We start from the raw sequence: 20,444 nt of genomic DNA, 5'->3' as shown, positions 1-20,444 counted from the left end.
AGTGGGTGGGTGGAACGTGGCCGCCGGAGAACGGGGCCGGTGTCCTCCGGCGGCCCGCAGATGCCCCGAGCGCAGCGAGGGGCATCTGCGCTGGGGTTGCCGGGGGTCTGGGGGGTCGTCCCCCCAGAGTGATGGGTCAGCCGTCCCCTCCGAGGTCGTAGACGTCGAGACGCCCGCACATCCCGAGCCTGGGACCGGCGGGTTCCGGAGTCTGGCCGATGCGCACCACGGCCCGTCCGAGATGGCTGTGGTCGCCGCGCCGCAATGCGGTGAGCTGCGCGCCTGTGGCTTCGGCCGTGGCGAGCGCGCCCGAGCGCCAGCGTTCCTCCCACTCGGCGAACCGGGCGGCCTTCAGCCGGACCGCCGTCCGGTAGAAGTCCTCCAGCGCCGCCGGATCGCCCGCCTCGGTCGCGCGCCGCAGCTCAAGGAATCCCTCGATCGCCAGGTCACGGCGACGGCGCGCGGCGTCCTCACCGGTGGCGTGCACGTGGGTGCCGTCGGCGAGCGCGGCGGCCCGGTGGTAGGCCTCCGCGTCGGCGAGCGTGGCGGCGGGGAACGTGAAGACCGCGTCGCCCGCCTCGGGCAGGCCGCCGTTCTGCATGATGACGACGATGCGCAGCGCACCGTCGTCGTTGATCAGCCGGTGGATCGTGCCCGGCGTGAACCACACGACGGCCCCGGCCTCCAGCGGGATCTCGGCGGACCCGCTCCGGGTGAGGGTCTGTACCCGCCCGGCTCCGCCGACCACGACGTACGCCTCCGCACAGGCCAGATGGATGTGCGGGGAGCCGCCACAGAGCCCGTCGGCGGTGGGCCAGTCGTACACCGAGAGCCCGGACACGCCGACGCCGCCGGGGAAGGTGCTCACCATGGGTGCGCCTCCACGTAGGTCTCCAGCCGGTCCCGGTCCCAGGCACCGTCCGCGACCACGATCCGGTACGTGAGGTCGAGGGTCTCCCCTGGCGCGAGGGTGAGCTCACGGTGAAAGGCGAACGAGGGGTTCACCGCGGCGAACGGCGTGGTCCGCACGAACCAGTCGGCGGGCTCCGCCTTTCCCTCTGGGCCATCGCCCTCTGGGCCGTCGATGAACAGCAGCGTGGAACTCCGGTCCACCTCGTCATGATGGCCGACGTAGGCGAGCCAGCGGGCGGGCCGCCCCATCATCTCCGGGCCGCCTTGCCCGTCGGCGGCGATGACCTGGCCGTCGGTGAACGCGCGAGGGCCGCGCCAGAACAGTCCTGTGTATCCCGCGAGCTCCCGGCCATTGGTGGCGGGGCTGCCGAACACCAGCGGTTCGCCGCGTACGTTGTGCAGCGAGGTGGCGAAACGCAGGGAGTATGACGCTTTGTCGACATCGCTGACCGTGAGAGAGCGCGTCTCGTCCACCCAATGCTCGCCGCCCTGGGTGTGCCAGCTCAGCCGCTCGACGAGCTGGACCGGGCCACCGTCGTCGTGTGCGGCGGCTTCGACGAACTCCTCGTGCCGCATGGTGCCCACGTTCGGCAGGTCCACGTAGCCCCGGTCGCGCACGTAGCTGCCGCCGCCCCAGAAGTTCTGCCCGGAGACGTGCGACGCGGTCATCTGGATGCCCTTGTGCCAGCGGTGATCGTGCGGCCGGTATGCCGTCACCACGTCCCCGGCAAGGGTACGAACTGGGTGCAGATAGGGCTTGGGCCCCTCGAACGGATCCATCACGGGCCGGTGCACGTACCGGAGGATCTCCACCTCACCCACACGCATCGAGATCGTGTCGCCGGAACGGTCGAGCCGTAGCGTCATCGCGGGACCTCCGGGGCCCATCCGGGCACGTCGCCGTGCATCCGGTGGTAGAAGGGGTCGTCCGGCCCGATCTCCCCACGTGAGACCGGCCGCCCGGTGAACGCCGACTTGTAGAGGGCCGCGACGAGCTCCAGCGTCTGCCTGCCGCCGTCACCGCTGGTGGAGGGCCGCTCGCCGCGTTCATACGCGTCGAGCAGCGCCGCCAGCTGGGCGGTGTGCGAGCTGGGCGTCTCCCGGACCGTCACCGGCCAGGCCCCGGCCCGGTCAGCGACGACGTGCGGGGCCGGGGTGTAGGTCCAGTCGGCGTCGCCATAGCCGTACAGGTGCCGGAGCTCCACGGAAGCGTCGGTGAAGTCGAAGCGCAGGTAGCTCTCCTCGCGCGGCGACACCACGCTGTTGACCACGCTCGCCATGACACCGGAGGCGAACCGCACCATGGCCAGCGACACGTCCTCGGTCTCGACCCGGCGATCCCTGCGGCCCGCCATGGCTCGCACCTCGGACCACTCCCCCAGCGTCGCCAGCATCAGGTCCATCTGATGGATGCCGTGCCCCATCGTGGGGCCGCCGCCTTCGGTGTCCCACCGTCCACGCCACGGGACCTCGAAGTACTCGTGGTCGCGGTACCAGGCGGTCACGCACTGCGCGACCAGCGGCCTGCCCAGGTCCCCGGCGGCGATCAGCTCGCGCAGCCGGACGGCGCCGGATCCGAACCGGTGCTGGAAGACGAACGCGGCGTACGGGCCGCCCTCGCTCTCGGCCGCGGTGATCGAGTCGTACTCGGCCAGCGACCGGCAGGGCGGCTTCTCGCACCACACCCAGGCGCCCGCCGCCAGGCAGGCCACCACCTGCTGGGCGTGCACGCTGGGCGGGGTGCAGATGTGCACGAGATCGGGTGCCGACTCCGCCAGCATGCGGTCGAGATCGTCATGAACGGCGGGCACGCCGTACTCGGTCGCGAACGCCTTGGCCCGGGCGGCGTCCACGTCCATGACCGCGACGAGCTCGGCCCGGTCCCGTTCGGCGCGCAGCGCGGGCAGGTGGCAGATCCCGGCGATGCCGCCGGTCCCCACCAGTGCCACCCGGACCGTCACGGGGCCCGGTCCAGCACGATCGTGGTGAGCGACCGGGGTGCCAGGCGCGCCGTCAGCCGCCCGCCGGGACCGGTCGTGACCGCGCCGGTCCGCTCCAGCGAGTGGGTCGCGTCGGTGAGATAGGCGGTCGCCCGCCCGATCCGCCCGGTCCGGCCGACGGACAGGTCGGCTTGGGTGACCGTGGTGCCGGAGTTGAGGATCTCCACGACCCGGGAGCCGTCGCGGTTGCGGAAGGCGGAGATCTTCAGGGCCGGGTCGGTGACGGAGGCGGCGACTCGGGCTGCGCCGGGCCGGATGAACCGGCTGTAGGCGGCCAGCGCCCACAGCCGCTTGGAGACCCGGTAGTTCTCGCCGTCGAGCTGCATCAGGCCGCGGGTGGTGCCGAGCGACGCCCCGAACCAGTAGACGTAGGCGTTGGCGTTCCCGGTGGTCAGCGTGCGGTGGACGTCCTCGGCCACGGTGAAACCGTCGTAGCCGCTGCCGTCGTCCCAGTTCTCGTTCCAGGTGGTCCCGTTGGGCGACCACTCCGACATCCATACGTGGCGCCGCCGCTGGTCGGCCACCGGCTGCGGCCCGTTCACCGGGCTGACGTACGGGTGGCCGGTGTAGGTGGCGATCCAGCGCCGCGCCTGCGGATCGGCTTCGATCGCCTCGGTGTAGGGCCGCTGCTCGTTCCAGCCGGCCACGTCGCAGCAGGCGAGCCTCATCGGCAACCCGGATCGGCGGACGACGGGGCCGAGCACCTTGGTGAACTCGGTGGCCTGAGCCGGGGTGAACCGCATCGAGGCGTACGAGACCGTCAGGTCGGGCTCGTTCGTGAACCCGAGGTCGGTGATCGCGATGCCCTCCTTCCGGTAGAACTTCGCGTACTGCACGAGGTAGTTCGCATAAGCCCGCCGCCAGTCACCGCTCGCGCAGTTCGTCCCGGCCAGGCCGCACAGCGTGCCGCCGTTGCTGTCGGAGTCGTTGTCCTTCATGTAGCCGGGGGCGCTCCAGGCATCGGCGTAGAACCGTTTGACGCCGTACGCCTTCGCCTCCTTCGCGAGCCAGACCTGGCCGCCGTCGTCGCCGTCCCAGACGTACTTCGGCGGAGCGTCCGGGCCGCCGGGATTGACCGGCTGGATCGAACGCATGTGGTCGTACACGTCGTCCGCCGACGACCCGATGCCCAGCCTCAGGATCGACAGGCCCGCGCCTTTCTGGCGGCTGAGCAACAGATCGAGGACCTCGCGCTGCTTGGCGGGCGGCAGTCCACGGGCACCGTGCATGACCGCGGCACGCTGGAAGGCCTGCGAGAACCCGAAGCCGTCGATCGTCTGCGCTCGCGCCGAGAAGTCGACTCTGCCGGTGGTGGCGGTGGTGGTCGTCGTGGTCGTGGTCACGGCGGCCTGGGCGGGCAGCGTTCCCGCGCAGAGTGCGACGGCGGCCACGGGAGTCGTCCAGCGCTTCAGCACGCGGTTTCTCATTCCGTTCCCCATGCCGTTCCTCCGTTCCATCGATCAGCCTTTCGTCGGCCGGCCCTTCGTCGGTCAGCCCTTCGTCGCGCCGGCGGTGAGGCCGCCGATGAGCTGGCGTTCGGCGACGGAGTAGAAGGCCAGCGCGGGCGCCATGGCGAGCACGACGTAGGCCAGGATGCGGGCGGTGTCCTCCGCGTACTGCCCCTTGAACTGCTGCACGCCGACCGGGATGGTCCACCAGTCCGGCTCGGTGAAGACCAGCAGTGGCAGGAAGAAGTTGTTCCAGCTCGTCACGATCGCCAGCACCGAGACCGTGGCCAGCGCGGGCCGCGCCATCGGCAGCAGGATGCGCCAGAAGAAGCCGAACGCGCTGCAGCCGTCGATGATGGCCGCCTCCTCCAGCTCGCCGGGGATCGTCCGGAAGAACCCGCGCAGGATGATGATCGTCATCGGCAGGCCGAAGGCCGCCTGCGGCAGGATCACCCCGAGCGGGTTGTCCAGCAGGCCGAGGGCCCGCAGCATGAGGAACAGGGGAAGGACAGCCACGGCGAACGGGAACATCAGCCCGATCGTGAAGAACGTGAACACCAGCTCCCGGCCGCGGAAGGCGAAGCGCGCGAAGACGTACGCCGCCAGCGCCGACACCGCGACGGTCACCAGCGCGGTCGCCGCCGCGATGAACGTGCTGTTGAAGATCTGCCGCCAGAACGAGCCGGAGCCCAGCAGGCCGGTGTAGTTCTCCGGGATCCAGTCCTCCGGCAGGCCGAAGGGGTTGGTCGACAGCTCGCTGGTGCTCTTGAAGCCGGACAGCAGGCCGTACAGCAGCGGCACGACGATGAGCGCGCCGACGATCCAGATGAGCGCGTGCATCGACAGGCCGCGGAGCCTGGCGGCGGAGCGGCCCGTGGGACGGGCATCGGGACGGTCCGTGCGGTGGCGTGGCGGACGGCGGGGAGGGGAGAGCGTCATCGGCGGCCTCGCATGCTGGTGACGGCGCCCTCGAGATCGCGCCGCAGGACGTAGCGCTGGTAGACGAGGGCGAAGACAAAGCAGATCAGGAACATCACGACGCTGATCGCACTGGCGTAGCCGACCTGGTAGCGCTTGAAGCCGAACTGGAACATCGTGATCGCCATCGTCTCGGAGGCGTGCACCGGACCACCCGCGGTGATCACCCACACCAGGTCGAAGAGCTGGATCGCCCCGATGATGGACAGGAAGACGCTGATCCGGATCGTCGGCCCGAGCAGCGGCAGCGTGACGTGACGGAACCGCTGCCAGGCACTCGCGCCGTCGATCGCGGCGGCCTCCAGCACGTCCCGCGGGATGCTCTGCAGCCCGGCCATGTAGAGGATCATGTGGAAGCCGAAGTACTTCCACGTCATGACCAGGAACAGGGTGACCAGGACGGTCGAGGAGTCGGCGAACCAGGTGATCCCGAGATCGCCCAGCCCCACCAGGTCCAGCGCGTGGTCGGCGAGCCCGGAGTCCGGCGCGAAGATCATGGTGAAGAGCACACCGGTGATCACTTCGGACAGCACGTACGGCGCGAAGAACAGCAGCCGGTAGAACGCGCGGCCGCGCAGCTTCTGGTTGAGCAGCACGGCCATGGACAGCGCGAACGGCAGCTGGACCCCCACCGACAACGCGATCAGGACGAAGCCCCGCCACAGGTCGCCGAGGAAGACCTCGTCCTTGAAGAGCGTCCTGAAGTTCTCCAGGCCGACGAAGTTCTCCGGGGCACCGAAGCCGCCCCACTTGAACAGGCTGGTGTACAGGGCGTAGAGGATCGGCACCAGCACCAGCAGGGCGAACAGCAGCATTGCCGGTGACAGGAACGCCGCGATCGTCACCGAGTTGGCGAGGCGACGGCGGCGGGCCGTGCGGCCACGCGGGCCCCCGCCCGCGGGGCCCGGCGCCGTCGCCTTCCCGGCAGGCCGCTTCTTGAGGGATGAGTTCTTGACGGCTGAGTGTGCCATCGGGCGGCTACTGGCTCTTGGCGGTCTTGGTGATCGCCTGGGCGACCTGCTCGGGACTGGCCTTGCCCCCGACGAGCGCGGCGACCTGGTCGTTGACCTCCTGGCCGACGGCTGGAGGGAACGCCTGGTCGAGGAAGAGCTGGAACCCGCTCGCGCTGTTCAGCGTCTGCGACACGGTCTTGAGGTTGGGGTCGGTGATCGCGCTCTCGGCGCCCTTGGCGATGGGCAGGAACGCCTTGGAGGCCACGCGCTTGCGGTCGTTCTCGACCGAGGCGAAGAACTTGAGGAAGTCGAGCGCCTCGTCGGGGGCGTCCTTGCTGAGCGCGTTCCCGCCGCCGCCGCCGAAGGCCTCGGTCACGGCGCCGCTGCCTCCCTGGACGGTGGGGAACGGGAAGAAGCCGAGGTCGTCACCGAGGCCCTTGCCCATCTCCTTCTGCACGTTCGGGGCCCATTGGCCCATCAGCTCCATCGCCGTCTTGCCGTTGGACATCTGGGCGGCCTGCCCGTCGGTCGACGGGTAGGCCGCGCCCTGGAAGCCGTTCTGGAACGGGGCCAGGTCGACCAGTTCCTTGAGGCGCTGACCGGCCTGCACGAAGGGCGCGCCGCTGAAGTCCTTGGTCTGGGCGGCCTGCTTGAGCGCGGCCACCCCGCCGATGCGGATGGCCAGGTAGGACCAGTAGTAGTGGCCGGGCCACTTCTCCTTGCCCGCCAGCGCGATCGGGGTGACACCGGCGGCCTTGAGCTTCCGGACGTCCTCGATGAGCTCGGCCCAGGTGGCGGGCGGGGCCTTGATCCCTGCCTTGGCGAACAGCGCCTTGTTGTACCAGAACCCGACCATGCCGATGTCGTACGGGACGGCGTAGGTCTTCCCGTCGAGCTGGTAGGGCTGCACCGCGATCGGCGACAGGTTGCCGATCCAGGGCGCGACGCCTCCGGTGATGTCCTTCACCAGGCCCGCCTCGACCTGCTGCTGCAGCACACCGCCGCCCCAGGTGTGGAAGATGTCCGGCAGCTTCCCCGAGGCGGTCTGCGCGGTCATCTTGGACTTGTACGCGTCGTTCTCCAGCGAGGTCATCTTGATCTGCACGTTGGGGTGCGCGGCCTCGTAGGCCTTGGCTGCCTGCGGCCACAACGTCCGGCCCGGCTCGGTGGTGGCGATGTTCCACCACTCGATGGTGACCTTCTTGCCTGAGCCGCCCGAGTCGTCGGAGTCGCCGCCGCACGCACCGAGAACGGGCACGGAGATGCCGGCCAGTCCGGCGGCGGCGAGGAACGAGCGGCGGGAGAAAGGTTCGGTGCCCATGGGGCCTCCTGACGGTGGGCCAATGCCGGGAACAGGTAGATCAAAAACTGAGACAGTCGTCGAAAATGTTTCGAAATCTGTCGGAAACATCTCTGTGGCCGGAACTCTAAGAAAACGCATTCATGCGGTCAAGACCCCAATCTTGTCCCCTTGTGGACGGGTATTCGTCTTCGAAACATTGCGATACTGTTCGCTGTCGTCATGTTCAACAGTCGAGGGAGGACCATGAGCGACCGGTCGTCGCGCCCCACGCTCGCGGTGATCGCGGCGGAGGCGGGGGTGTCGCCCGCCACGGTGTCCAAGGTGCTCAACGGGCGGACCGACGTGGCCCCGGCGACCCGGGAGCGGGTGGAGGGGTTGTTGCGCTCGCACAACTACCTCGCACCCGGCGGTGCCCGCCGGGCTCGGCGCTCGGGCCTGGTGGACCTGGTCCTGGCCGGGCTCGACAGCCCCTGGGCGGTCGAGATCCTTCGCGGGGTGGAGGCCGAGTGCGCCATCCAGGGCACCGGCGTGGTCGTCTCCCAGGTCTACGAGGACGACGCGCGTCCGCCGAGCTGGCAGAACCTGCCGGTCCTGCACCACAGCGACGGCGTGATCCTGGTGACCTCCCGGATGACGGCGGAGCAGCGCGCGCAGCTGGAGCTCGCCGGTGTGGCACTGGTGCTGATCGATCCCGTCAACCTGCCCGACGGCGACATCGCCAGCATCGGCGCGACCAACTGGGCGGGCGGGACCGCGGCCACCGACCATCTGCTCGCGCTGGGCCACCGCCGGATCGGGATGATCGGCGGTCCCGCCGGCATGTTGTGCACCCAGGCGCGGGTGGACGGGTACCGCAGCGCGCTGGAACGGGCCGGGTTCGAGGTCGACCGGGAACTGATCCGCTACGGCGACTTCAGGCATGAGGGCGGCTTCGCCCGGACCCGGGAACTGCTGGCCCTCCCCGACCCGCCGACCGCGATCTTCGCGGGCAGCGACCAGCAGGCCATGGGCGCCTACGAGGCGGCCAGGCAGGCCGGGCTGCGCATCCCCGAAGACCTCAGCGTCGTCGGCTTCGACGATCTGCCGATGTGCGAATGGCTCTCCCCGCCCCTCACCACCGTGCGCCAGCCGCTGGAGGAGATGGGCCGCGTCGCCGCGCGCACGCTGCTCCAGCTTCTGGACGGGCAGCCGCTGCTGTCCTCCCGGATCGAGCTCGCCACCGACCTGCGCATCCGGCACTCCACTGCCCCGCCGGCCACCGTCCCGTCTCCCACCGTCCCGTCTCCCCCCGACCCGCCCGCGCCTCCCGCTCCGACCAGCCCGCCCGAACCCCCCGGAGGACCCCATGACGGACGCCGCCGAGCCGTGGCGTGACCCCCGCCTTCCCGTGGCCGACCGGGTCACCGACCTGATCGCCCGGATGACCTTGGAGGAGAAGGCGGGACAACTCTCCTCGTTCTGGGCGATGACCGCCGAGGCCGGTGCCCCGGTCTCGCCGATGGAGGACGACAGCGGCGAGGACGCGCCCGCGCTGGACGAGCTGGCCAAGCACGGGCTCGGCCAGCTCACCCGGGTGTTCGGCACCGCGCCCGTCTCCCCCGCCGACGGCGTCGCCCGGCTGCGCGACCTCCAGGAGCAGATCTCGGCCGCGAGCCGGTTCGGCCTCCCGGCGATCGTGCATGAGGAGTGCCTGACCGGCTTCATGACCTGGCAGGCGACCGTCTTCCCCGGCCCGCCGGCGTGGGGTGCCTCCTTCGACACCGAACTCGTCGAGGAGATGGCCGCGGCGATCGGGGCGAACATGCGGCGGCTGGGCGTGCACCAGGGACTGGCCCCCGTGCTGGACGTGGTCCGCGACCCACGCTGGGGCCGTACGGAGGAGTGCGTCGGCGAGGACCCCTACCTCGTCGGGGTGATCAGCACCGCCTACGTCCGGGGGCTGGAGCGTTCCGGCATCGTGGCGACACTCAAGCACTTCGCCGGTTATTCGTCGTCGCGCGGCGCCCGCAACATGGCCCCCGCCGCGATGGGCCCCCGGGAGCTGGCCGATGTCGTCCTGGAGCCTTTCGTGCTGGCGCTGCGCGAAGGCGGCGCACGGTCGGTCATGCCGTCCTACACCGATGTGGACGGCGTGCCCGCCACGGCCGACGAGCGGCTGCTCACCGGCCTGCTGCGCGACACGCTGGGCTTCACCGGAACGGTGGTCGCCGACTACTTCGGGGTCTCGTTCCTCCAAAGCCGGCACGGGATCGCCGGGTCCCGCGCCGAGGCCGGCGCCGCCGCGCTGCGCGCCGGGCTCGACGTCGAGCTCCCCACCACACGGTGCTACGGCGAGCCCCTCGTCGCTGCGGTGCGCGGCGGTGCCGTTCCGGAGGATCTACTGGACCGGGCGGCCACCCGGGTGCTCACGATGAAGGCCGAGCTCGGCCTGCTCGACGACGGCTGGCGTGCCGAACTGGACGAGGCGGAACGATTCGCGGCGTCCGCGGAGCCGGCGGCCCTGCTGGATCCGCCCGAGCACCGGAGGCTGGCCCGCCGCCTCGCCGAGGAGTCGGTCGTGCTGCTCGCCAACGACGGCATCCTCCCCCTGCGGGCCGGACGGATCGCCCTCGCGGGGCCGCTCGCCGACGACCCGCTCGCCATGACGGGGTGCTACTCCTTCCCCAACCACGTGGGCCCCCAGCATCCCGAGGCACCGCCGGGCGTACACGTACCGTCCCTGGCGGAGGCTCTCCGCGCCGAACTGTCCAGTGCGGACGTCAAGGTGGAGCCCTCAAGCCTGTTGGTGGACCAGGACGCCGAGATCACGGCCGCCGTGCGGGCCGCTCGGGAGGCCGAGGTGTGCGTGCTCGCACTCGGCGACCGCGCGGGCCTGTTCGGGCGGGGCACCTCCGGCGAAGGCTGCGACACCGCGTCCCTCGCACTCCCCGGCCGCCAGCGCGAGCTGGCCGAGGCGGTGCTGGCCACGGGAACGCCCACCGTGATCGTGCTGCTGTCCGGCCGCCCCTACGCGCTGGGCGGGCTCGTGGAACAGGCGGGCGCGGTGGTCCAGGCGTTCTTCCCCGGCGAGGAGGGCGGCTCCGCGATCGCCGGGATCCTGTCCGGCCGGGCCGAGCCGTCCGGCCGGCTCCCGATGAATCTCCTGCGCCACGCGGACGATCCGGCCGGCGGCAACCTGCGTTCCCTGATGGAGGGCCCGCACGAGTGGAGCACGGTGGACCCGACGCCGCTCTACTCGTTCGGCCATGGCCTGACCTGGACCACCTTCTCCTACGACGAGTTGCGCGTCGACCCCGCCGCGCCGACCGACGGCACCGTGCACGTCGCCTTGACCGTCACCAACACCGGAGACCGCGCGGGCACCGAGGTCGTCCAGCTCTACCTGTCCGATCCGGTCGCCTCGGTGGTGCGTCCGGTCCGGTGGCTGGCGGGTTGGGCCCGGGTCCGGCTGGAGCCCGGCCGGTCCGCACGGGTCGAGTTCCAGGTGCACGCCGACCGCACGTCCTTCACCGGGCCCGCGATGCGCCGCATCGTGGAGCCCGGCGTCATCGAGGTGGCCGTCGGCGGCTCCAGCGCGGACGAGGACCTGGTGCTGCGCGGAGCGTTCACTCTGGAAGGACCGATACGGGAGCCGGGTGACGACCGGGTCCTCACCGTCCCCGTCCACGTAGCGATGCTCTGATGCAAGGCAAGCCGATGTTCCAGAACCCGATCCTGCCAGGCTGCCATCCGGACCCGTCGATCTGCCGGGTGGGCGACGACTTCTATCTGGTCATCTCGTCGTTCGAGTGGTTTCCCGGCCTGCCGGTCTTCCATAGCCGGGACCTGGTGCACTGGCGCCCGCTGGGCCACGTCCTGGACCGGCCGGAACAACTCCCGCTCGACGGCATTCGGGCGTCCGGCGGGTTGTACGCGCCCGCCATCCGCCATCACGACGGCGTGTTCTACGTGGTCTGCACCCTCGTGGACGGGACCCAGTGGTCCGGGCACTTCGTGGTGACGGCCACCGATCCCGCCGGGCCATGGTCGGAGCCGCACCAGCTGGAGGGCGAGGGCTTCGATCCCTCGCTGTTCTTCGACGACGACGGCCGCGCCTGGCTCACCGCCACCCGGCTCACCGGCCGGTATGAGGGGCACACCGAGATCTGGCTGCGCGAGTTCGACCCGGTGCGGATGCGGCTGACCGGCGAGGAGCACGTGATCTGGGACGGGGCGGTGCGGGGCGCGATCTGGTCGGAGGCACCCCACCTCTACAAGGTCGGCGGCCGCTACCTCCTCATCACGGCCGAAGGCGGCACCGCCGAGGACCACGCCGTCATCGCCGCACGCGCCGACCAGATCACCGGACCGTACGAGGGATGTCCCCGCAACCCCGTGCTCACCCACCGGCACCTCGGGCTCGACCATCCGATCGTGGCGACCGGTCACGCCGACCTGGTGGAGACGGCCCGCGGGGAATGGTGGATGGTGCTCCTGGCCGTCCGCCCGTACGGCGGCTACTTCGCCAACCTGGGCCGCGAGACGTTCCTGACCCCTGTCCGATGGGAGGACGGCTGGCCTATGGCCGGGCCCGTCGAGCCGTTCCATGCCATGCCCGACCTGCCCGAGCACCGATGGCCCGTGGAACCCTCATGCGACCACTTCGACGCCCCGGACCTCGCCCCATGGTGGAACGTGCCGCGGACCCCGCGTGAACGCTGGTGGACCCTGAGCGAACGCCCGGGGCACCTGCGCCTGCGCGTCCGCCCGGAGAGCCTGGCCGAAACAAGCTGCCCCTCTTTCGTGGGACGGCGGCAACAACACCGGGACTTCGCCGCGTTCACCGCGCTGGACTTCACCCCCGCCAACGAGCACGCGCACGCGGGCCTGGCGCTGGTCCAGAACGAGAACTTCCATGTCCTGCATGTGCTCGGCTCGGACGGATTGCAGGTCGTACGGCGCGAGCAGGGAATCGACACGGTGCTGGCCAAGCAACCAATCCCCCCGGGCCGCCTCTACCTGGGCGTCGAGGCGCGCGGCCAGTCGTACCAGATGCGCTACGCCGTGGAACCCGGCCGCTGGCAGTCACTGGGCGACCCGGTCGACGGCCGGCTGCTCAGTTCCGAGGTCGCCGGCGGGTTCACCGGTGCCTACCTCGGGATGTACGCCAGTTCGCAGAATCACCCCGCCGAGGGCGTCGCCGATTTCGCCTGGTTCGAGTACACGTCGCTGGACCACTGACGACTTTCACGCGTTCACTCACACGCATAGGGCGTTTGCGCAGCTCACACCCAACGCCCCCACTCACAGCCGCTGAAATTCGCCATCCGGCCAGCCCCACCCTTGCCTCATCGAAGCGATTCGACCATCCTCCGGCCAGTCGTAGTACGAGGAGGAACCGCCCATGCGAAGAGCGCTCGCCGGTGGCATGACGGCCGGGCTGGCCACGCTGGCCATCACCGCGGCGGCCCTGGTGCCGGCCGCCACCGCAACATCCGCCCCGGTCCCGGCCGCCGAGTCGTACTCCTGGAAGAACGTCCGGATCGACGGCGGCGGCTTCGTGCCCGGGATCGTCTTCAGCCGCAAGGAGAAGAACCTCATCTACGCCCGCACCGACATAGGCGGCGCGTACCGGTGGGACCAGTCCGCGAAGAAGTGGATCCCCCTCCTCGATTGGGTGGGCTGGGACAAGTGGGGCTACAACGGCGTGGTCAGCATGGCCGCCGACCCGGTGGACGCCGACCGGGTCTACGTGGCCGCCGGGATGTACACCAACTCCTGGGACCCCAACAAAGGGGCGATCCTTCGATCATCAGACCGCGGCAGAACGTGGCAGGCCACTGAACTCCCGTTCAAACTCGGCGGGAACATGCCTGGCCGCGGCATGGGCGAACGGCTCGTGGTCGACCCGAACGACAATCGCGTTCTCTACCTCGGCGCCCCTGAGGGCAACGGTCTCTGGAAGAGCACCGACCGCGGCGTGACCTGGTCCAAGGTCTCCTCGTTCACCAACCCCGGCGACTACGCCGAGAACCCGAGCGACCCCAACGGCTACGGCAGCCATCGTCCCGGCGTCGTCTGGGTGACGTTCGACGAGAGCACCGGCACATCCGGCACCCCCACGAAAACCATCTACGCCGGCGTAGCCGACAAGGCGAACACCGTCTACCGGAGCACCGACGCAGGCGCGACCTGGACCCGCCTCGCCGGCCAGCCGACCGGCTACATCGCCCACAAGGGCGTGCTAGCCGGGAACGCCCTCTACATCGCCACAAGCGATACCGGCGGCCCCTACACCGGCGCCAAGGGCGACGTCTGGAAGTACGACACCAAGACCGGCGGATGGACGCAGATCAGCCCGATCCCGTCCAGCAGCTCCGACGACTACTTCGGCTACAGCGGGCTCACCATCGACCGCCAGCACCCCAACACCCTCATGGTCGCGACACAGGTGTCCTGGTGGCCCGACATGATCCTCTTCCGGAGCACCGACGGCGGCGCGACCTGGACCCGCATCTGGGACTGGAACGGCTACCCCAACCGCAGCTTCCGCTACACCCACGACATCTCGTCCGTGCCGTGGCTGACGTTCGGCGCCAACCCGTCACCGCCCGAGGTCACCCCCAAGCTGGGCTGGATGAACGAATCAGTCGAGATCGACCCCTTCGACTCCGACCGCCTGATGTACGGGACAGGGGCAACGATCTACGGCACCGAGAACCTCACCCAATGGGACGCGGGGGGCAAAATAACCATCACCCCCATGGTCAAAGGCCTAGAAGAAACAGCCGTCCTAGACCTGATCAGCCCACCCTCCGGAGCCCCCCTGGTCAGTGCCCTTGGCGACATAGGCGGCTTCCGCCACCCCGACCTCACAGCGGTCCCCGCCACAATTTTCACGCAACCCGTCTTCACGACCACCACCAGCCTGGACTACGCCGAGTCCAATCCCAACATCATGGTGCGGACGGGCAACTTCACCGACTCCGATCGCCCGAACGACAGCCACGTGGCGTTCTCGACCGACGGCGGTGCCAACTGGTTCCAGGGCACCGAACCAAGCGGCGTCAACCAGGGCGGCACAGTCGCGGGCGCAGCAGACGGCTCCCGGTTCGTCTGGGCGCCAGGCGACTCCGGACAGCAGGTCGTCCACTCAACCGGCTTCGGCACAACCTGGAGCCCCTCCTCCGGCGTCCCCGCCAACGCCATCATCGAGTCAGACCGCGTAAACCCGAACAGGTTCTACGCGTTCTCCAACGGACGTTTCTACGTGAGCACCAACGGAGGCCAGAGCTTCACACCCGCCGCCACAGGCCTGCCCACGACCGGAGTGCACTTCAAGGCACTACCCGGCAAGGAAGGCGACATATGGCTAGCCGGTGAAACCGGACTCCTCCATTCCACCGACTCAGGCGCCACGTTCACCAAACAGCCCAACGTGTCCAAGGCGATCAACGTGGGATTCGGCAAACCCGCCCCCGGCCGGACCGACCAGGCCCTCTACACCGTCGCCACCATCAACAACGTCACCGGCCTCTTCCGCTCCGACGACACCGGCGCCACCTGGCTCCGCGTGAACGACGACCAGCACCAGTACGGAAACATGGGCGAGGCCCTGACCGGCGACCCGCGTGTCTACGGACGCGTCTACCTGGGCACGAACGGCCGAGGCATCATCTACGGCGACACCAGCGCCACACCAACCGAACCGCCACCCTCCGGCTGCACCGCCACGTACAAGACGACCAGCTCATGGCAGGGTGGCCACCAGGCCGAGGTGACCGTCACCAGCACCACACCGGCCAAGAGCTGGAAGGTCAGCTGGACATTCCCCGGCGACCAGAAGGTCACCCAGCACTGGAGCGCCAAACTCACCCAACAGGGCTCGGCCGTAACCGCAGCCAACGAGTCCTGGAACGGAACCCTCGGCACAACCCAGTTCGGCTTCGTAGCCACCGGCGCAGCAGCCCCGATCACCCCAACCTGCACCACCGAATAACCCACCCAGGAACCCCGCGAACACCGCGAAGGGCGTGCCTTCCCGAGTGATCGGGAAGACACGCCCGTGCTCAGCTGCAGGAAGGATGGCGGCATGACCGGCCACATCGGCCAAGAGCCAGCCGAGCACCTGCGTTTCGCCCGCTACGTCCAAGCCCTGGAGGAGGTCACGGAGGCCGAAGAGGCCGACCTGGTGGCAGCCGTGCTGCGCGACCAGGACGCCACGATGGCCGACAGCGCGGTGGGCCGTCATCTGGACCGTCGGGCCACCCAACTGCTGACCGACCAGACATTCACCTCCTGGGCACAGACCATGGCCAAGGTGATCGCCGAACGCGACTTCCTCACCCGCCGCCTCCACGAGTGGGGCCTGCTCAGATTGATCGTCCTGGGAAAGCCGTGGGCCGCCGAGGAACTCACCGGGGCCACCGACTGGTTTCAGCGCACGACCGTGACCGCGCAGATCGTGACCGACCCCGACGCACTCCGGTTGCTTGCCGAACACGGACGAACCCGCCGTATCCGCAACGCAGCAAGCCAACGGCTACACCAACTGGAGCGGCCAAGCTGACTTGATCGACAACTCCTCTCACTGACTCTGGAAGGCAGCGCGTGAAGGTCTAAAGCGCGGCATCCGCCACCCCTTTGGCAACGCCCGCCGCCCGCCTGCAGGCCGGTGCCAGGCTGAGGCTCAAACATGTCAGCGAGGCCGAGTGAGGGGCGCAGCAACACGCGCCCGTGCCTCTTGCTGCCAGCGCGGCACCGGTGAAAACCCATGCCGCGCTCCGCGCGGGACACTCCACACCGGACGTCGTTCAAACTAGCGCCTGTCCCGTGCTGGCGTTCCACAGCCGGGCACCAGACCTACCTACGCATCGAGTCGATCTGCGCCGGCGCTGGCATTCAAACTGGAGTCCGCGCAGGCGTGAACGCACCCACCTTGTCGCCGCCTCAAGGGCCAGCCGAGCACCTGCGTCTCGCCCGCTACATCCAAGCCCTGGAGGAGTCCGATCTTGCGCGACCAGGACGAGTAAAAGCACACGCAAGCGCGGTCCCTCCCGACAGCCTGTGCACCCAGCGGCACCCGCTGTGGACTGCGATGGTTGCCTTGGCACGGCCATTTCTCGGCATGCCTCAGGACCGCCAGATGCTGCTGCGCCCGGCGGTCGATGAGGGCATGACCCGTAGGTGATCGGTCAGGCAGCGAAATTGTGATCGTGCCACGGGTTGGCGGGGTCATCCACTGGATCTCTCCGGCGTCTGGATCTTGCGACGCCATCGGGTGGCAGCGCCCGGTAGACGTAGCGTCCGTCGCTCTTGCTGATCTCTATTTGTTCGGGGTGGGTATGTTTCCACCTGTTGTGCCACCCACAACAGAGCGACAGCTTGTCGATGTCGGTGGGGCTGTTGCCCAGCGCCCACCCATCGACATGATCGACCTCGCACAGGAAGCCGGGCACTTCACAACCACGCACGGCGCAGGTGTCGTACAGGGTCTCCAGGACCCGCCGTTGCCCTGCGCTGGCGATCCGAACTGCGTGGCCAAGGTAGAGGGGCACGTGCTCGGATCCCATGATGAGGGGTGAGACTCTGGCGGTAAGCGCCAGCCGCCGCACCTGCTCGGCCGGAATCGGCGTGCCGTCGCGCAGGCGGCCAGGTGCGTCATCACCCATCAGGGTGTCGAGGTCGGCGATGACAGTGACGTGGGTGTTCTTGTGTCCACCGGACAGCACCGTGGAAAGTGCAGCGGCGGTGCGCTCACCCAGGTCGCGCCGGTCGTCAGCGCCAGCAGGCTTGGCGAGTGGGGCGAGGCTGCCGTCGAGAATGGCCGTGTCTTCGGGGTTGAGCCACCGCTTGACATAGGAGCCGCCGTCCAGCGACCGGCTCAACACCAGCCAGGAGCGTTCATAGCCGCGCTTGACATCCTCAGGCGGTTTCTCGGTCCCGTCGGCCTCGGCCACCAGGTCATGGACCTTGCGCCCGAGCTGGGCCACCTTGCCCGCTGTCAGACCATCGTTCGCGGCGTTCAGCAAGATGTCTTCGGCAGCCGAGCAATCGTCATCGTTCAGCCGTTGGACAGCATCGGCGACGGTGGTCGCGTAGCCGAAGGAAAGGTCGCCGGCGGCCATCAGTTGGCTGACCCGGCCCAGTCGGGGCAATTGCCGGGCCAGGGTGACGCGGTCCTTGGCTCGGCCTTCACGCATCCCAAGGCGGCACTGTAGCCAAGCTTGCGTGGACGGGAATCCCCAGTGCTTCATCTCACCAACGCGGTCAACGACGGCGATCATTCCGGCCAGCGCATATTCGGCCCGGTCGACCACGCCCGCCAAATTTTCTGCCAATTCCATGCACGCGGGACCTGAGTCAGGTGCAGACCTTTGCGCAAGCTCGGCAACGATCGCGACTGCCGCTTCCACCAATTGATCAGCAGAAGCGGCACTGAGATTCGCCACGATCGAATTCATGTGACGATACTATCGTCCACCACACACAGTTAGCAACTGATTACAGCAGAAAGTTGACTGTATGTGACCATCCATTCTCTGTCGTCGTAGCCTGTGCATACCACGAGTCAGAGACCCACTCGGCTTGTGCAAGTGGATGGCTCAATGATGCCGGACCGCGCACGCTCCACGCGCCGAGCGCAACTGTCACAGTCCAACCACGCGAAATGGCGAAGGATGCCACCTGAGCTCGCACTCAACCGCGCTTCGCGCGGCCAAGGGTTCGAACATCAGCCACCAGCACACCCACAGCCTGAGAACGAACCCTGACCACCCGCCCACTTTCCTGTCGCTGCCGAGTTTGAACAGACGACATCACCTGCCCACACCCGGACAACAGGCGCCACCAAATGGGCGACCGATGCCGCAAAACGCGAAGCGCCGGGTTTAACCGGAGATACACCAATCCGCAGATAACCGCAGACCCCGAGCCCTGCAACTTCCTTCTTTCGCTGCCGACGCTTGAAGAGAAGATGCAACTGCATGCAGCCGGACAGAAAGCAGAGCCAAAGGGGCGGCCTGACCCGTCCAATAAACCACCACGGAAATGCTGACCACTAATCCTGATGACAGAGCAGGGATCAGAATCAAACTCCCAATGCCCTGATGCACAAAGGGCACAACGGACACAAGGCACTGCAGCTCGTTGAACGCGCTGGACCACCGCATTCTGGCTCGGCTCGGCGCGATCGGAGAGCTGGACTGATCGGCGGCGATCCTGGACGCGGCGGCGTCCGGGCGAGGGGCGCGAACATGCTCGCGCCGGTCGACGGCGTGCCGGGGCTCTGGCCGAACGGCACCCGGTCGACTGCGGCAAACGCGGCTCAAAGCTGCACCTGCTCCCCGACGCAGGCGACCTCCCGCTCGTGGTAGGCGGCTCGAGGGCTCGGCCACCGGCGGCCCGGCAGCTCAGCAGCTCACCAGCTCACCAGCTCACCAGCTCACCAGCTCACCAGCTAAGGATCTACAACAGCCTGGCCCTCCAGCCCCTGGTCGCGGGGATTCGCGGTCGTTCCCGGGGCGGGCCGCGCCGTCAACGACCCCGGCAAGCTCCGCCCCGACAAGGGCTACGACTCGACAGGGCTACGACTCGACATCACCACCGCTGGTTGCGCCAGCCCGGCATCACGCCACGCATCGCGCGGCGGTTATCAAAGCCGGCGAACGCCTCGGCCGCTGCCGCTGCCACTGCCACTGCCACTGCCGCTGGAAGATCGAAGGCATCATCGTCTGGCTCATCGTTCGCTACGAACGCTCGGCCAAGCTGTTCGCCGCGATGCTCACCATCGCCGCCACACTCACGTGCTGGAAGAAGCTCGCCGCGTGCGGCTCTTGCGCAGGAAGGCCTCAAGCCGTTCGGCGAAGCCCGATGCTGCCGCGACGAAGTGACCAGCGCCCCGATGCACGCTGCGCTCGCCGCTGAGCGCATCCGCGAGAGCGTCGCAGATCCGCTCGATCGCGGCCGTGTGATCTCCGGACGCGACGAGCACCGGGACGCCGGCGTCACGGATCACGTCGAGCTTGGGGCGCGCTTCGCTGGGTGGCCGACCACCATGCGCCCGCCGAACGCCGGCGACCACGTACTCGGGGAGAGGGCCGTCGCCGATGGGTGCGCCCGCCAGGCGGAGAAACTCGCGCAACTCAGTCGGGTCCATGTCCATCCCGTGGGTGAGGACGGCATCGCCGATGCGCTCGAGCCGCGCCACCTCGGGATCGTCAGGGACAAGGTAGTTGAGCGGCGGCTCGATCAAGGTGAGCGAACGCACGCTGCCCGGCGCGGCAGCGGCCGCGATCAACGTCCCGAGGACGCCGTAAGAGTGGGCGACAACGTGCGGGCGGCCGATGAGCAGTGGCGCCAGGTCCAGGGCGTCCACCTCGAAGTCCTGACTCTTCTGCGGTGGTGGACTCGGCGGATAGCCACGGCGATGGACGTATGCCAGCGTCCACCGATCGGCCAGCGGAGCCAAAGCGCCCCATGTCGTCCGCGGGCCGGCTCCGCCATGCACAAGCAGGACTTCCGGCCCAGAGCCATCGCGCACCACCACGATTTCGCCCACGAGGCGAGCATAACGACGCCTCCGTAAGACACGTTCCTCAACCACGGAAGTCCTGACTACTGCTCCCTGATGACGAATCAGGGAGCAGTATCAACACTCCCAATGTCTGTTGCTTCGACGCATAGCGGGCACGAGGCACTGCGGCCCGGATGAAGACGGCCCGGATGAAAGCGGCCCGGATGAAAGCGGCCCGGATGAAAGCGGCCCGGATGAAAGCGGCCCGGATGAAAGCGGCCCGGATGAAAGCGGCCCGGATGCGTGCGATGTAGGCGGCGTCGGCAGGCCGCCCGGGGACTGGGGCGGGCGTCGGCA

The 20,444-nt window shown here is 68.9% G+C and carries 14 protein-coding genes; 5 read left to right on the top strand and 9 right to left on the bottom strand.

Annotation, left to right across the window (positions count from 1 at the left end):
- Window positions 1-136: 136 nt before the first annotated feature.
- From ACH34W_RS00385 to ACH34W_RS00355, 7 genes are read right to left on the bottom strand one after another with little or no spacing between them, the layout of a single operon-like run.
- Window positions 137-871, bottom strand: coding sequence for a cupin domain-containing protein (locus ACH34W_RS00385; RefSeq protein ID WP_395958598.1), 735 nt, complete (start codon window positions 869-871; stop codon window positions 137-139).
- Window positions 865-1,779, bottom strand: a complete 915-nt coding sequence (locus tag ACH34W_RS00380; RefSeq protein WP_395958597.1) for a PmoA family protein — start codon at window positions 1,777-1,779, stop codon at window positions 865-867. Before ACH34W_RS00380 ends, ACH34W_RS00385 begins: the two co-directional genes overlap by 7 nt.
- Window positions 1,776-2,873 carry a Gfo/Idh/MocA family protein gene (locus ACH34W_RS00375; RefSeq protein ID WP_395958596.1) on the bottom strand — a complete coding sequence of 366 codons (1,098 nt, stop codon included), beginning with the start codon at window positions 2,871-2,873 and terminating at the stop codon, window positions 1,776-1,778. Before ACH34W_RS00375 ends, ACH34W_RS00380 begins: the two co-directional genes overlap by 4 nt.
- Complete coding sequence (locus tag ACH34W_RS00370; protein WP_395958595.1) at window positions 2,870-4,351, bottom strand: glycoside hydrolase; 1,482 nt, start codon at window positions 4,349-4,351, stop codon at window positions 2,870-2,872. The genes ACH34W_RS00375 and ACH34W_RS00370 overlap by 4 nt, the downstream gene beginning before the upstream one ends.
- A 51-nt stretch (window positions 4,352-4,402) precedes the next feature.
- Entirely contained in the window at window positions 4,403-5,299 is an 897-nt protein-coding gene (locus tag ACH34W_RS00365; RefSeq protein ID WP_395958594.1) for a carbohydrate ABC transporter permease, read from the bottom strand.
- Window positions 5,296-6,309: a carbohydrate ABC transporter permease gene (locus ACH34W_RS00360; RefSeq protein WP_395958593.1), complete on the bottom strand. Its 1,014-nt coding sequence runs from the start codon at window positions 6,307-6,309 to the stop codon at window positions 5,296-5,298. The genes ACH34W_RS00365 and ACH34W_RS00360 overlap by 4 nt, the downstream gene beginning before the upstream one ends.
- 7 nt (window positions 6,310-6,316) lie before the next feature.
- A complete protein-coding gene (locus ACH34W_RS00355) occupies window positions 6,317-7,612 on the bottom strand; it encodes an extracellular solute-binding protein (protein ID WP_395958592.1) in 1,296 nt (431 codons plus the stop codon).
- 225 nt (window positions 7,613-7,837) lie between these two features.
- On the opposite strand from ACH34W_RS00355, the gene ACH34W_RS00350 reads away from it, so the two are divergent.
- From ACH34W_RS00350 to ACH34W_RS00330, 5 genes are all read left to right on the top strand, one after another.
- Entirely contained in the window at window positions 7,838-8,968 is a 1,131-nt protein-coding gene (locus ACH34W_RS00350) for a LacI family DNA-binding transcriptional regulator (protein WP_395958591.1), read from the top strand.
- Window positions 8,940-11,276, top strand: a complete 2,337-nt coding sequence (locus ACH34W_RS00345; protein WP_395958590.1) for a glycoside hydrolase family 3 N-terminal domain-containing protein — start codon at window positions 8,940-8,942, stop codon at window positions 11,274-11,276. Before ACH34W_RS00350 ends, ACH34W_RS00345 begins: the two co-directional genes overlap by 29 nt.
- The gene (locus ACH34W_RS00340) at window positions 11,276-12,814 is read left to right on the top strand and encodes a glycoside hydrolase family 43 protein (RefSeq protein WP_395958589.1); all 1,539 of its coding nucleotides are present in this window, start codon (window positions 11,276-11,278) and stop codon (window positions 12,812-12,814) included. The genes ACH34W_RS00345 and ACH34W_RS00340 overlap by 1 nt, the downstream gene beginning before the upstream one ends.
- 163 nt (window positions 12,815-12,977) lie before the next feature.
- Window positions 12,978-15,572, top strand: a complete 2,595-nt coding sequence (locus ACH34W_RS00335) for a cellulose binding domain-containing protein (RefSeq protein ID WP_395958588.1) — start codon at window positions 12,978-12,980, stop codon at window positions 15,570-15,572.
- 93 nt (window positions 15,573-15,665) lie between these two features.
- A complete protein-coding gene (locus tag ACH34W_RS00330) occupies window positions 15,666-16,142 on the top strand; it encodes a hypothetical protein (protein ID WP_395958587.1) in 477 nt (158 codons plus the stop codon).
- Between the two features lie 625 nt (window positions 16,143-16,767).
- Here ACH34W_RS00330 and ACH34W_RS00325 read toward each other — a convergent pair.
- Entirely contained in the window at window positions 16,768-18,036 is a 1,269-nt protein-coding gene (locus ACH34W_RS00325) for a DUF222 domain-containing protein (RefSeq protein ID WP_395958586.1), read from the bottom strand.
- Window positions 18,037-19,373: 1,337 nt separating this feature from the next.
- Complete coding sequence (locus ACH34W_RS00320; protein ID WP_395958585.1) at window positions 19,374-20,132, bottom strand: alpha/beta fold hydrolase; 759 nt, start codon at window positions 20,130-20,132, stop codon at window positions 19,374-19,376.
- Window positions 20,133-20,444: the final 312 nt, after the last annotated feature.

The organism is Actinomadura sp. 6N118, assembly GCF_044326415.1.
GTDB lineage: Bacteria > Actinomycetota > Actinomycetes > Streptosporangiales > Streptosporangiaceae > Spirillospora.
The sequence above is the reverse complement of the archived record's forward strand: the minus strand, read 5'-3'. Positions and strand labels throughout refer to the sequence as shown.